General features: G+C 59.0%; 11 protein-coding genes. 6 read left to right on the top strand and 5 right to left on the bottom strand.

Going from position 1 to position 13,357, the window contains the following annotated elements; all coding sequences use genetic code 11:
* Positions 1–107 precede the first annotated feature (107 nt).
* The 4 genes from BK658_RS28475 to BK658_RS28490 all read left to right on the top strand — a co-directional run bounded on the left by BK658_RS28475 (position 108) and on the right by BK658_RS28490 (position 3,943).
* Positions 108–1,196 (top strand): polyamine ABC transporter substrate-binding protein, encoded by a 1,089-nt coding sequence (locus BK658_RS28475; RefSeq protein ID WP_123585215.1) that lies wholly within the window; start codon positions 108–110, stop codon positions 1,194–1,196.
* Positions 1,193–2,503, top strand: a complete 1,311-nt coding sequence (locus BK658_RS28480) for an NAD(P)/FAD-dependent oxidoreductase (RefSeq protein WP_123585216.1) — start codon at positions 1,193–1,195, stop codon at positions 2,501–2,503. Before BK658_RS28475 ends, BK658_RS28480 begins: the two co-directional genes overlap by 4 nt.
* Before the next feature lie 36 nt (positions 2,504–2,539).
* Positions 2,540–3,037: a GNAT family N-acetyltransferase gene (locus tag BK658_RS28485; protein ID WP_123585217.1), complete on the top strand. Its 498-nt coding sequence runs from the start codon at positions 2,540–2,542 to the stop codon at positions 3,035–3,037.
* Between the two features lie 108 nt (positions 3,038–3,145).
* Positions 3,146–3,943: a DJ-1/PfpI family protein gene (locus tag BK658_RS28490; protein WP_123585218.1), complete on the top strand. Its 798-nt coding sequence runs from the start codon at positions 3,146–3,148 to the stop codon at positions 3,941–3,943.
* A gap of 12 nt (positions 3,944–3,955) precedes the next feature.
* Here the strand turns inward: BK658_RS28490 and BK658_RS28495 are convergent, their stop codons facing one another.
* A complete protein-coding gene (locus BK658_RS28495) occupies positions 3,956–6,220 on the bottom strand; it encodes an ATP-dependent DNA helicase (RefSeq protein ID WP_123585219.1) in 2,265 nt (754 codons plus the stop codon).
* A complete protein-coding gene (locus BK658_RS28500; protein WP_123585220.1) occupies positions 6,217–7,869 on the bottom strand; it encodes a VRR-NUC domain-containing protein in 1,653 nt (550 codons plus the stop codon). The genes BK658_RS28495 and BK658_RS28500 overlap by 4 nt, the downstream gene beginning before the upstream one ends.
* Positions 7,870–8,288: 419 nt before the next feature.
* Between BK658_RS28500 and BK658_RS28510 the strand changes: the two genes are divergently transcribed.
* Positions 8,289–8,513, top strand: coding sequence for a YgdI/YgdR family lipoprotein (locus BK658_RS28510; protein WP_123585222.1), 225 nt, complete (start codon positions 8,289–8,291; stop codon positions 8,511–8,513).
* 9 nt (positions 8,514–8,522) lie between these two features.
* Here the strand turns inward: BK658_RS28510 and BK658_RS28515 are convergent, their stop codons facing one another.
* Positions 8,523–8,909: a hypothetical protein gene (locus BK658_RS28515; protein ID WP_123585223.1), complete on the bottom strand. Its 387-nt coding sequence runs from the start codon at positions 8,907–8,909 to the stop codon at positions 8,523–8,525.
* A 283-nt stretch (positions 8,910–9,192) separates the two neighbouring features.
* Here BK658_RS28515 and BK658_RS28520 point away from each other — a divergent pair, with 283 nt between their 5' ends.
* Positions 9,193–9,636: a hypothetical protein gene (locus BK658_RS28520; RefSeq protein ID WP_259740159.1), complete on the top strand. Its 444-nt coding sequence runs from the start codon at positions 9,193–9,195 to the stop codon at positions 9,634–9,636.
* A gap of 49 nt (positions 9,637–9,685) precedes the next feature.
* Here the strand turns inward: BK658_RS28520 and BK658_RS28525 are convergent, their stop codons facing one another.
* Together BK658_RS28525 and BK658_RS28530 are read right to left on the bottom strand one after the other, a co-directional pair.
* Positions 9,686–11,539 (bottom strand): polyurethane esterase, encoded by a 1,854-nt coding sequence (locus tag BK658_RS28525; RefSeq protein WP_123585225.1) that lies wholly within the window; start codon positions 11,537–11,539, stop codon positions 9,686–9,688.
* Between the two features lie 94 nt (positions 11,540–11,633).
* The gene (locus tag BK658_RS28530; RefSeq protein WP_123585226.1) at positions 11,634–13,328 is read right to left on the bottom strand and encodes a polyurethane esterase; all 1,695 of its coding nucleotides are present in this window, start codon (positions 13,326–13,328) and stop codon (positions 11,634–11,636) included.
* Positions 13,329–13,357: the final 29 nt, after the last annotated feature.

A 13,357-nucleotide genomic window follows, 5' to 3' on the forward strand; every position in this document is an offset into this window, starting at 1 on the left:
CAAGGCAGCCTTCAGCTATGAGAGAGTTTTACCGGACACTAGTGACGCAGAGCATGGGAACGATCAGTGCAAAAACATCGAAAACAATCATTCAAAGGGGTGTCGAAATGCGTCTATTGAAATCGGTCGTTCCCGCAGCGCTCGCGCTGTTCTGCAGCCTCGGTGCGCAAGCGCAGCCGAGCGTCAGTGTGTACAACTGGACCGACTATATCGGTACGACCACCCTCGCCGACTTCCAGGCGAAAACCGGTATCAAGGTCATCTACGACGTATTCGACTCCAATGAAACCCTGGAAGGCAAACTGCTCGCCGGGCGTACCGGGTATGACGTGGTGGTGCCTTCCAACCATTTCCTGGCGCGCCAGGTCAAAGCCGGCGCGTTCCTCAAACTGGACCGCTCGCAGCTGCCAAACTGGAAAAACCTCGACCCTAAATTGCTGGCACTGCTGGAGAAGAACGACCCGGGTAACGCGCATTCGGTGCCGTACCTGTGGGGTACCAACGGCATCGGCTACAACGTCGACAAGATCAAAAAAGTGCTGGGTGTCGATCACATCGACTCCTGGGCCGTATTGTTCGAACCGGAGAACCTGAAAAAGCTCACCCAGTGCGGTGTCTCAATGATGGATTCGCCCGACGAAGTATTCCCGGCGGTGCTCAACTATATGGGCATGGACCCACTCAGCTCGAATGTCGAGGACTACAAGAAAGCCGAAGCCAAGCTGCTGACCATCCGCCCGTACATCACCTACTTCCACTCATCCAAATACGTGTCGGACCTGGCCAACGGCGACATCTGCATCGCCTTCGGCTACTCGGGGGACGTGTTCCAGGCGGCAAACCGCGCCAAGGAAGCGAAGAACGGCGTGAACATCGCCTATGCGATCCCCAAGGAAGGCAGCAACCTGTGGTTCGACTTGCTGGCCGTGCCTGCCGACGCCGGCAACGCCAAACAAGCCCACGAATTCATCAACTACCTGCTGGAGCCGGAGGTGATCGCCAAGGTCAGCGCCACCGTCGGTTACGCCAACCCCAACCCTGCGGCCAAACAGTTCATGGACGCGGAACTGGTGAACAATCCAGAGGTTTACCCGTCCCAGGCGGTGCTGGACAAGCTGTACATCTCGACCACACCGACAGCGGAAATCATGCGCGTGATGACCCGCTCCTGGAGCAAAGTGAAGTCCAATAAATGAATCAGATCGCTATAAACCTGTCAGCGGAACACGCCCGCTCCTATTACAACGCCTCCGCCAACGCGATGGTGCAACACCCGATGTTGACGTCGGACCTGGAAGCCGACGTCTGCGTGATTGGCGGCGGTTTTACCGGCGTCAACACCGCCATTGAACTGGCCCAGCGCGGGCTCTCGGTGATTCTGCTGGAAGGCCGGCGGATCGGCTGGGGTGCCAGCGGCCGCAATGGCGGGCAGTTGATCCGTGGCATTGGCCACGACGTTTCGGGCTTTGCCCGGTACGTCGGTCAGGAAGGCGTGCGCTATCTGGAGCGCGCCGGCATCGAATCGGTCGAGGTGGTGGGCAATCGTATCCGCGAGCATGGCATCGATTGCGACCTGCGCTGGGGTTTTTGCGAACTGGCCAATACTCCCGCGCAGTTCGCGGCGTTTCAGCTGGAGCAAGAAACCCTGGGCGCCCAGGGTTATGCCCATGCAACCCGCCTCGTCAGGCCCGAAGACATGCGCCAGGTTGTGAACTCTGGTGTTTACGCCGGCGGACTGGTGGACATGGGCTCCGGCCATCTGCACCCGCTCAACCTGGTGCTCGGCGAGGCTCGGGTCGCCGAGTCGCTGGGGGTACGGATTTTCGAGCAAAGCCCGGTGCTGGAGATCATCCATGGCAGCACCGTGCAGGTTCGCTGCGCGAGCGGCACGGTGCGCGCCGGGAGTCTGGTGCTGGCCTGCAACGCGCATCTGGAGGATCTGGAACCACGGCTCAGCGGCAAGGTGTTGCCGGCGGGCAGTTACATCATCGCGACCGAGCCATTGCCGGCGCAGGCTGCCGCAGAACTGATCCCGCAGAACCTGGCGCTGTGCGACCAGAAAGTCGGACTCGACTACTACCGGCTTTCGGCAGACCGGCGCCTGCTGTTCGGCGGCGCCTGCCACTATTCCGGGCGCGATCCAGCGGACATCGCCGCCTATATGCGCCCGAAAATGCTCAAGGTGTTCCCGCAGCTGACCGATACGCGCATCGACTTTCAATGGGGCGGCAGGATCGGCATCACCGCCAATCGCTTCCCCCAGGTCGGGCGGTTGTCGCAGTATCCGAACGTGTTTTACGCCCAAGGCTATTCCGGTCATGGCCTCAACGTCACGCACTGGACCGCGCGTCTGCTGGCCGAGGCGATTCATGCAGGACACAGCCACGGCCTGGACGTCTTCAGCGCAGTGCCGCACATGACCTTTCCGGGTGGGCGTGCATTGCGCACTCCGCTCCTGGCGCTGGGCATGTTGTGGCATCGTTTGCGTGAGGTGCTAGGTTAATCGCCATAGCCATCGAATCGTCTGGAGCTTCGTGCAATGGCCGCGATCGAACTGCACCGCGCACAACGGGATGAACTGGACTGCATCGAAAACCTGATGCAGTTCTATCTGTACGACTTCAGCGAGTGGCTGCCGCTGAAGATTGGCGCCCATGGTTTCTTCCCCCTTCAGCCCATGCTCGACTACTGGCGAAAGCCTGCAACGCAAGCGTTCCTGATCAGGGTCGATGGTGACATTGCCGGGTTCGTGACGGTTGACGACTCGGTTCATTTTGACGACGTGCAGTACAACATCGGTTATCTCTTCGTCAGCCGTCACTATCGAGGCCGCGGCGTCGGGAAGTTTGTAGTATCTGCCCTGCTCCAGCAGCTTCCCGGTCAGTGGCAGATTTTTCATATCGATGCCAATCAGCCGGCCCAGGCGTTTTGGTCAAAAATCATCCCCGAGCTGACCCAGGGTCAGTTCACTCGCCATCAGCTTCCCGTCGACAGCTACCCGTGCACGCTGTTCAAGTTTCGGTTCACTGAGGCTTGAGCCCCTGACTGCATACAATTGGCAGGCAACGGCTGGCGAAGTCCAGTCCCTGCGTCCAGACTCAGAGCAATAGACGATCCCCAGCGCTGACGACTCGAGGCTTTGTACATGCTGCTTTTCCTGCTACCTCAGGCTGACTACGACCCCACTGAAAGCAGTGTGCCCTGGCAGGCGTTGCATGACGCCGGCATCGAGGTGTGCTTCGCGACACCAAAAGGCTTGCCGGCCTACGCCGACTCGCGATTGGTGGACATCGGTTTCGGGCCACTGAACTCGCTGCTGATGACCCGCAAGGAAGATCTTCAGTGTTACGCAGCCATGACCGCCGACGAGCGTTTCAAATCACCCATGGCCTACGCCGAAGTAGATCCCGAGCAGTACGAGGGGCTGGTGATCCCGGGCGGCCACGCCAAGGGCATGCGCAGTTTGCTGGAGTCCGAAGACGCCCGGCGGATTGTCCGGTACTTCTTTGATGCACAGAAACCGGTCGCGGCGGTTTGCCATGGCGTATTGCTGCTGGCCCGCACGCTGGATGCCGACAACGTTCTTTCGGTACTGCACGGGCGCAAGGTGACCGCGTTGCTGGCCAACACCATGGAACTGCCAGCCTGGTGGCTTACTGCGCCGTGGCTCGGCCGCTACTACCGCACCTATTCGCAAACGGTGCAGGCCGAAGTCACCGCCGCATTGGCGAGCGTCCATGACTTCTTGCCGGGGCCAAGATTCTCGCAACGTGATTCGACAGAAAACCCGCAATGCGGGTTTATCGTGCATGACGGCAACCTGTTGACCGCACGTTGGCCGGGCGACTGCCACCGTTTTGCCGCGGAGCTGGTCAGCATGGTGCACCAGGCACGCAGTGTTCAGACCTCGCGCCGGGCCGACCGGACAGTCGGCATGCATTGACGGCGGCGCGTCTCACACGCGCCCGCTGACCGACCACCAGCGCGGCAACAACTGCTGAACCTTGCTTTCGCCAAAGCGGTCATCGATCAGCATCACCACGCCATGATCCTGCTGGGTACGAATCACCCGCCCGGCGGCTTGCACCACCTTTTGTACGCCGGGAAACAGGTAGGTGTAGTCGTAACCTGCACCGAAGATCGCCGCCATGCGCTGCTTCAACTGCTCGTTGACCGGGTTCAGTTGCGCCAGCCCCAACGTCGCGATGAACGCACCGATCAACCGTGAGCCCGGCAAGTCGATGCCTTCGCCGAACGCCCCACCCAATACCGCAAAACCAATGCCCTGGCTGGTGGGCGTGAACTGCTCCAGAAAGGCCTGACGCCGGGCTTCGTCCATGCCGCGTGACTGTGACCAGAGGTTGATCTGCGGCCAAGTCTCGGTGAACAGCTGTGCCACCTGTTGCAGGTAATCAAAGCTGCTGAAAAACGCCAGGTAATTGCCGGGACGCTCAATGAACTGTCGGGCCATCAACTCGACAATCGGCGCAAGCGAGGCCTGCCGGTGCACGAATCGGGTGGATATCTGGCTGACAATCTGCACCTTGAGCTGCTCGGCGTTGAACGGCGACTCAACGTCGATCCACACCGTGGTAGCCGGCAATCCGAGCAGGTCTGCGTAATAGCGCTGCGGACTCAAGGTCGCGGAAAACATCACGGTGCTGCGCGCCGCCGTCAGACGCGGGCGGAGGAAACCGGCTGGCACAACGTTGCGCAGGCACAGCTGCGAAAGGCTGCGCGTGTTGCCGAGGTCGCGCTTGCTGATGTCGAACAGGAAATGCTCATCGAACAGCTCAGCGACCCGGCTGAATTGCAGCGCATCGAAATAGAAGCTCTGCAACGTAGCGTCCAATCCTTGCGGGTGATCGTTGAGGTAATCGCCGATGGCGGTCGTGCAGAGCGACAGCGCCTGCAACAATTTGTCCGGGGCTTTCGCGTAAGCCTGATAAGGGCTGATCTGTGTTTTGTGCAGCGCATTCCATTCACGGTTGACCCGCTGCAAGCTCTTCTTCAGCACCTCGGGAGCGCTTTTGCGCAGGGTATTGAGGGTGAACTGATCGAGTGTGGCGCTGTACATCTGCCGACCACGCTCCACCAGATTGTGGACCTCATCCACCAGCACGGCGACTTTCCACTGATTGGCCTGGGCCAAACCGAACAGCAACGCACTGAAGTCGAAATAGTAGTTGTAGTCGGCAACCACCACGTCAGCCCAACGGGCCATTTCCTGGCTCAGGTAATACGGACACACCTGATGTTCAAGGGCGATTGCGCGCAGGGCGGTCTGATTGAGTAGCGTCACCTGACTCGCCGCCTCGCGGGCCGCCGGCAAGCGATCGTAAAAGCCTTTCGCCAACGGACAGGATTCGCCATGACAGGCTTTGTCCAGGTGCTCGCAGGCTTTGTCGCGAGCAATCATCTCAAGCACTCGCAACGGTAAACCGTCGCTGTTGTCGACGATCACCTGTGCCGCATCCAGCGCCAATTTGCGTCCGGGAGTCTTGGCGGTGAGGAAGAACACCTTGTCCAGTTGCTGCGGCGCCAACGCCTTGAGCATCGGGAACAGCGTGCCGACCGTCTTGCCGATGCCGGTCGGAGCCTGGGCCATGAGGCAGCGACCGGTGCTGACCGCTTTGAACACCGATTCGGCGAGGTGACGTTGCCCCGGGCGGAAGTCCGGGTACGCAAAGCTCAGCACCTGCGTAGCCTGATTGCGTGCTTCACGATGGGCCATTTCCTGCTCGGCCCAGTGCAGAAACAACCCGCACTGCAGCGTGAAGAAACGCTCCAGCTCAAGCGCGCTCCAGGTTTCGACCAGGCTGGTTTCCTTTTCGCTGACGATATCGAAATACACCAGCGCCAGCTTGATCTCGGCCAACTGTAGTTTCTGGCACATCAACCAGCCGTAGATTTTCGCCTGGGCCCAATGCAACTGGCGGTGATTGGCCGGCATCCGCTCCAGTTCGCCACGGTAGGTTTTGATTTCCTCAAGACGATTCTGGCCAGGGTCATAACCGTCTGCCCTGCCCCTGACCTTCAACTGACGATATTCGCCTTCAAGGGCCACTTCGTTTTGATAGGTCTCGCTGCGCCGCGAAGCGACAGTGCGGTGACCGACGATGCCTTCCAGGGCAGTCGGCGACGGGGTGAAGCGCAAGTCGAGATCACCGGCCTTGGCGGTGAACTCACACAACGCACGCACTGCAACGTTATAGCTCACGCCTCAGCCTGCGCCCATTGCACATAACAGACCGCGACCGGCATCTGGTGTTCGTGGCAGAACTCCAGCCAGCGCAGTTGGTTGTCTTGCAGGCGATCGCCCGGGCCTTTGACCTCGATCATCCGGTAGGTCTTGTGCTGCGGCCAGAACTGGATCAGGTCCGGCATCCCGGCGCGATTGGCCTTGATGTCCAGCAACAGTCGATGGAACCAGTGCTTGAGGTGTTCAGCCGGCAGACAGTTCAGCGCCTGCTCCAGCAGTTCTTCGGTCAGCACGCCCCAAAACATAAAGGGTGACTGCACACCCGACTTGGCGCGAAAGCGCTGGCGGATGGTTTCGGCATAACGCCCATCGTCCAGCTCTGCCAGGCACGCCTGGAACAGATCGGCACGCCGGGAATGAAAATCTTCGCTGAGCAGGTCTACCGGTCCGCGCTGGAATGGGTGAAAAAATGCTCCAGGCAACGGTGCGAAAATCGCCGGCCAGCAGAGCAGCCCAAACAACGAATTGATCAGGCTGTTTTCGACGTAATGCACCGGTGCCGTGGGTTCATCGAGATGAGCCTGAACATGGAATTCGACTGACAGCGTCGGGTCGATTCGCGACAGACTCAGCTCCAGCCGTTCAACTTCGCGTGCCTTGACCCGTGGCGACGGCGGCCCGCCGAGTTTGCGTCGCAACCGGGGCAGCACCCGCAACAGTTGCTGTTGCTCGGCGGCGCTCTCTGGCGCGTGTTCGGCGTCGGTCGCCAACTCCAGGGCCAAGTGAAACTCAGCGCAACGCTCCAGCACCCGGATCAAGCGCAACCTGGCGCCGGGGTACGCACACTCGCGGTAGATTGTCAGCGCTGCCGAGAAATCGGCGATGCGCTCGCAGTGTTGCCCGATCTGAAACAGCAGCTTGGCGCGTCGCCGCTCGAGCCAGGGGTTGGCGGTTTGCACTGCCTGGATCTGTTCGACGACCTGTTCCAGCGCCTCTCCGGCTTCAAAACGCAGCTGACAATCATGCAGATAGACAAACGCCTCGACGTCGTCACGACTGCGCAAGCCTCGGGACTCGGCGCAAAACTCGACTTTCTCGTAGGTAAAGATCCCTAGATCCGCCAGGACGAACTCCGACCAGTCCTGATACAGGTTGCCGAAGAACATCAGCCGCAGCCGATCGCACAGGTCCATGATGGTCAGGCTCAACAACCGGTCATCCAGCGTCGGGCACCAGTTCTTGAAGGACTGAGGCTGGATGAACTGCTCGCACAGTGCAGCCAGCCACTCGGACTTCTTCGCTTTGGGTTGTTTGATGGCCGTGCTGAAGCACTGAAGGATTTCCGGTTTGAGCAGCACCTCGAACAGTTGCTCAATCGACAGTGGCGTCTGTTCGTCAACCCAGCCAAGGTTCAGCAAGGGTTCTGCCGCGCGGGCACTCTCGCCAATTTCGGTGTAATGCAACTTGCCGAGGCGAAAATGCTCGCCCTTGCGCATGACCATTCTGACCAGCAGTGCCTGGGAGGCACGCGGCAACTGGCCAAAATCAACGATGAATTGCTGCTCCTCCGTGCTAAGCACATCGGCATAGCGCTGCTCAAGCCAGGCGAGCACTTGTTGGAAGTTGTTCAGGTAATAGAACGGATCTTCGAGCGGATTGACTGTCACAGATAGAAAGTGCCATGGCGAGCGGATACTGGTTATGCGTACAGATATCAGCTGAACCCGGTGCTGGCAAACGGAAAAAGATAAGTGGCGGGTTTTGCGTACCACCAGTCCGTCAGGGAAATACATTCTATAAAACGAAGCAAGTCTAGTGTGGGAGCGAGCTTGCTCGCGATAGCGGTGTAACAGTAAACATTGATGTCGAATGTAAAACCGTCATCGCGAGCAAGCTCGCTCCCACATTCGATCTTTGCTGTTTCGAACCTTGGGTTCACTTGGCTGACTGGAATCATCCGGTCTTGTGGCTTTTTCCACCATAAACCGAACTTTCCTGGAGCGAGTGACACCAACAACGGTCGGTATCGAAATGACGCACCTGTGTGTCGAAACGATCAAAAGCGTTCTGAAAGAGAGGTTTATTTATGAATATCCGCATTCTAAGCGTCCCCCTGGCTATCGTAGGCTTGCTGGCATTAGGCGGTTGCGCGTCGCCAACGGTGGTGACGTTGCAGAACGGCACCCAGTATTTGACCCAAGACATGCCGAAAACCAAAGGCACGGACGGTTTTATTGAGTTCAAGGACATTTCCGGCGCCAAGATCAAGGTCAACGCGAACGACGTCGCCACCATCCGCAAAGAAAAATGATCGAAAGCCTCAGGGCATCTGCAATGCAGAGTCTTGCCCCGGGATACTGTTATCGCAGGAAATGACCTGCCCGCCGCGTCGCAGCAATTGCCCCCTGATCGTTTGGCAGCGCTCGTATTCCCGGGCATTCGCGTTGTCGATGCTGATGTTGCCGGTCGCTGGCGGTTGCTTGCCGTCACCCAGGCTCAGTTTCACCCAGGGTTGTTCCGGCTGAATCTGGAAACGGCTGTTCTCGGGTTCAGGCTCGCTCTGCTCGACCTGCGCGGGGGGTGGCAGTTGATCGGCGGTCACGCCGTATCGGTTCAAAATCGAGCCATGAGGCAACTCCTCGGCCATCGCGCTCGCCGATAACATCATCAGCGCTGCTGCGACTGCCTGCCTCTTGCTGTTACTCACTGTGTTCACTCTCCTGTTTCGGTTCACCGCGCCTGGTGTCTGTGCTGCTCGAAGGTGGCGCCCTCTGGAAACGCATGGCCTGCCCGGTGGTTTAATGCCATGGCAAAAAAATACCGGGGCACACGCGCAAAATTCTAATTTACGCCTGGCTCACCGGAACATTGTGGCTATGCTTTTCAGAGTCGACGGGCGTTTTCCTGATCCCGGGGAAATGCTTTTGTCCGGTATTTGAGCCTGTCGTGTATCGACAGGTCACCTTTTTCAATCAGAAGGAATTACCAGCGTGCAGCCCCTACAACGCCCTTTGAGCGATAAGGACTTCGCGCTTCCCCTGCCCGGCTTCAAAGTTCTGGCACTGGCCCTTGCTGTATTCGGGCTCAGTGCGTGCAGCAGTATCCACGCGCACACCACCGAATACGCCGGGGCCCAGCACACAACCGCGACGTCCCCGGACTCGGTGCAAATACTGCGTACCGCGCCGACACGACCGTACACGCGGTTGGGTGAAGTGATTCTGCACACACGCACGCAGCCGGCCCCGCCCGTCAGCCAGTTCGAGCAGAGACTGCGTGAAGAAGCGGCAAAAATCGGCGGCGATGCGGTGGTGGTGATCTACGACATGACCCTACCCATTTCGGATTACGTCAGCGTCGCGCTTCCGCTGGACCGGGATCTCCATTCCGAGCAGAGACGCAAGCTCAAAGGCATCGTGATTCACTATGAATAAACGCTGAAAAGCCCGACGCGAATCGAGGTTCGCGCCGGGCTTTTTAACGTCAGGCGATCACCACGCCTGAACTGGCCAAGTGATCGAGCCCAACTCCGACCAGCGTCACCGAGTCATTGCCGAAGCTCAACACGGTATCCGCGCCTACGGCTTTGGCGTGGTCGCGTACGTCGTAGTTTTGCCCCACGCCTTCGACGCCGAGGAAGACCAGCTTGTCGCTGGTCTGATAGCCGAGGATCCGGTCGTTGCCGAAGTTGCCGCTGAACAGGAAGGTATTGCTCCCGTCACCCGACTCCATCAGGTCGTTTCCGGCACCGCCAACCAGCACGTTATTGCCCTTGCCGCCGATCAGATGATCATTGCCGTCCAGGCCAAACAGCCAGTCGCCGGCTGCATGTGCCGTGAGGACATTGTCTCCCGCGTCGCCCTTCACCGATGACGCGTACTGGGTCAGGTTATTGCCGACCTGCAAGCCTTTGTCGGTGATGCTATGAGTCACGTCATCCTTGAGCAAGCCCCACAGAAAACCCGGTTCTTTACTGATGATGCTGCCGATATCGCGGGTGATGCTGATCCCGCCGTTGGCATCGCGCACGTACAAAGTACCGGCGCCATCGTTAGCAAAATCGAAGTTTTTTACCGACTGCTGCAAGTCCAGGGTATTGCTGCCTTTACCGCCCAGTATGATGTTGTAACCACCGGCATCCCTGAAGGTGTCGTTGCCATCGCCGCCCTCCAGATAGTCATTGCCTTTGCCGCCCTGGATCAAATCGTCGCCGTTACTGCCAATAATAAAGGTACTGCCCTTGTGGGTTTCGGCGTTGCGGTTGAGGTCCTGAACCCAGGTGTTGCTGCGCGCCGGGTCCGACAGGTTGGCGACGATGATCGTCGAGTCCTTGCTGGTCAGGTCGTAGAACTTCGACTCCAGCACCCGGGTCATGCCATCACCGTAACCGGTGGGCAGATGGGAAATCCAGGTCGGGACATTAAGGATCGAAAACGGCAGCACGTTCCACGCCGCCGAGGCGTAATGGTCGTTGAAGCTGACGATGTTGTTGGTTGCCGAGTCCTGATGCGCATCGTGTACGCCGACCGATGCCAGGTTGAACGTTGAACCGTCCAGCGCGCGGAATACCGGATCGTTTTCATAACCAATGTTGAGCACCTTATCGGTGCTGCTCTGGGTCGGTGACGCGTAGGCGACGTAGTTGGAATCCTTGTAGAAACCGTTCCAGTGATCGCCGCTCAGGTCCGCCAGGCTGTTGACCGCCAGCCCGCCGAGGCTGTGGCCGCTGACCAGTACGTCCTTGCCGCTCAGGCCATTGGCGGTGGCAAATGCGGCGACATTCTTGAGCAGTGAACCAAAGGCTTCGCCGACGTAGTTCTTGGCGTAATCCTTGGGACCCAACGCTGCCATCAGGTCGTTGATCACATCGCCGATGGAGTCGCTGATCTGTATTTCACGGGGGCCGCTGGTACCGCGAAACGCGATGCCGATTTCCGTGAGATGGCCTTGTGCGTCGTACTTGCCGAGGATCTCGACCTGAGCGCTGGTGTAACCGGCTTTCTCGCCGAAGAAGGTTCCCCGCACATCGACCTTGCCGCCATAGCCTAACTGGCTGGCAGTGATCGGGGTCCAACCGGCCTTTTGTACCGCGTCCAGCGCAGCTTTTTCCGAATCGGGGTTCCAGGGAACGCCGGGGATCACGCCTTGCGAGTCGGTGCCGCCGATCAGTGCAGTGACCAGCGTCGCCGGCAGCCCGAGGCCGAAACCATTCTGCTGATAGCCCGTGGCAAAGCCATTGTCGAGGTTGTGATAGGAATACAGCGTGATCGCCAGCGCATCGGAAAACAGCGCTTTGGATTCGGCTGAGTTGTGGTTTTTGTAGTCATAAACACCCATGGTATTGCCTCTCTCGTTGTTGAAATTGTCAGAGATAGCTCACGCAGCCGGAACGCCCCGCAGCGCAGGGCGTTCCATTTAGTGCTTCTGTGGTTTAAGCAAATATGATCTCCGCACCAGACAGGTTGTTCAGGCCGACACCGACCAGCGTCACCGCGTAGTCGCCGACCTTGAGCAGCGTGTCGTTACCCGATTGCGAAACGTGCTGGCTGTAGTCATAGCCCTGCCCCGCGCCCTGAACGCCCATGAACACCAGCTTGTCGCTGCCCTGGTAACCATTGATGGCGTCGAAGCCGAACGCGCCGCTGAACAGGAAGGTGTTGTGGCCGCCGGAGGCATACATGACGTCATTGCCCTCGCCGCCGACGAACGTCACCTGGCTTTTGTCGCTGCGCAGCACATCGTTGCCCGACAACCCGAACAGCCAGTCACCGTCGGCGGTCGCCACCAGCGAATTGCCGTAGGCATCGCCATTGAGCGAGTGGTTGTAGTGAGTCAGGTCGGTGCCGGCCAACAAGCCTTTGTTGGTGACGTTGTAACTGACGTCCTTGCCGAGCAGGCCCCACATGGCCCCTGATTCCTTGCTGACCAGCGCGCCGATGTCGCGGGTCATGCTGATGCCGCCATAGCTGTCGCGCACATACAGCGTGCCGTCGCCATCGTTGGCAAAGGTGAAGTTCTTCAGCGGCTGTTGCAGGTCAAAAACGTTCTGCCCTTTGCCGCCGAGCAGGATGTTGTAGCCACCTGCGTCCCTGAAGGTGTCATTGCCGTCTCGGCCTTCAAGGAAATCATTGCCTGCGCCGCCGCGCAGCCAATCGTTGCTGTCGGTGCCGATGATGAAGGTGCTGCCGGTGTGCGTTTCACCACTGCGGCCCAGGTCTTCGATCCAGGTGCTCGCGCGCAACGACTCCGACAAGGTCGAGACGAGGATCGTCGAGTCCTTGCTGGTGAGGTCGTAGAAGCTTGAACCGATCACCCGGTTCAAGCCGTCGGCATAACCGAGGGAGCTGTGAGCCGCCCAGTGTTGCGGGTTGGCAATGCTGAACGGGGTCATCTGGGTGGAAACGTAGTGGTCGTTGACGTTGACGATATTGTTGGTCGCCGAGTCCTGAACCTTGTCGTGCTTGTACAGCGATGAACTGGTGAAGGTGGTGCCGTCGAGCACACGAAACACCGGGTCGTTTTCGTAACCGATGTTCAACACATGCGTGCCCGCCGAGCTTTGCGTCGGCGAGGCGAAGGTCATGTAGTTGGCGTCCTTGAAGTAACCGCCCCAGTGGTCGGCACTCAATTCGGCCACGCTGTTGGCGCCCAGACCACCGAGGCTGTGGCCGGTGATCAGCACGTCCTTGGCGTTCAGGCCTTTGCTGCTGGCGAATGCGGCGACGTCCTTGAGCAAGGTGTCGAAGGCGCTTTTGGCGTAGTTCTTCGCATAATCCGTCGGGCCGATAGCGGCCAGCAGATTGTTCTTCATGTCACCGTAGGTGTCGCTGTAACCCAGGCCTCCGGTCCCGCGAAACGCGATACCGAGGGAGATCAGCTTGCCTGCAGCGTCGTACTTGGCCAGTACTTCGGCTTCGGCGCTGGTGAAACCTTCCTGCTCGCCAAAGAACGTGCCCTGGGCACCGACCTTGCCCTGATAGCCCAATTGTCCGGCGGTGACCGGCGTCCAGCCGGTAGCCAATGGCTTGCCGGTTGGCGTGTAGGCATACAGCGTCAATGCAATCGCATCGCTGTACAAGGCCTTGCTGGCCTCGCTGCCGAACTTCCTGTAATCAAAAACACCCATTTTCTTGCCTCTTGGTTATTGCTGTTACG

Source organism: Pseudomonas brassicacearum (assembly GCF_003732175.1).
In the GTDB taxonomy this organism is placed as follows: domain Bacteria; phylum Pseudomonadota; class Gammaproteobacteria; order Pseudomonadales; family Pseudomonadaceae; genus Aquipseudomonas; species Aquipseudomonas brassicacearum_G.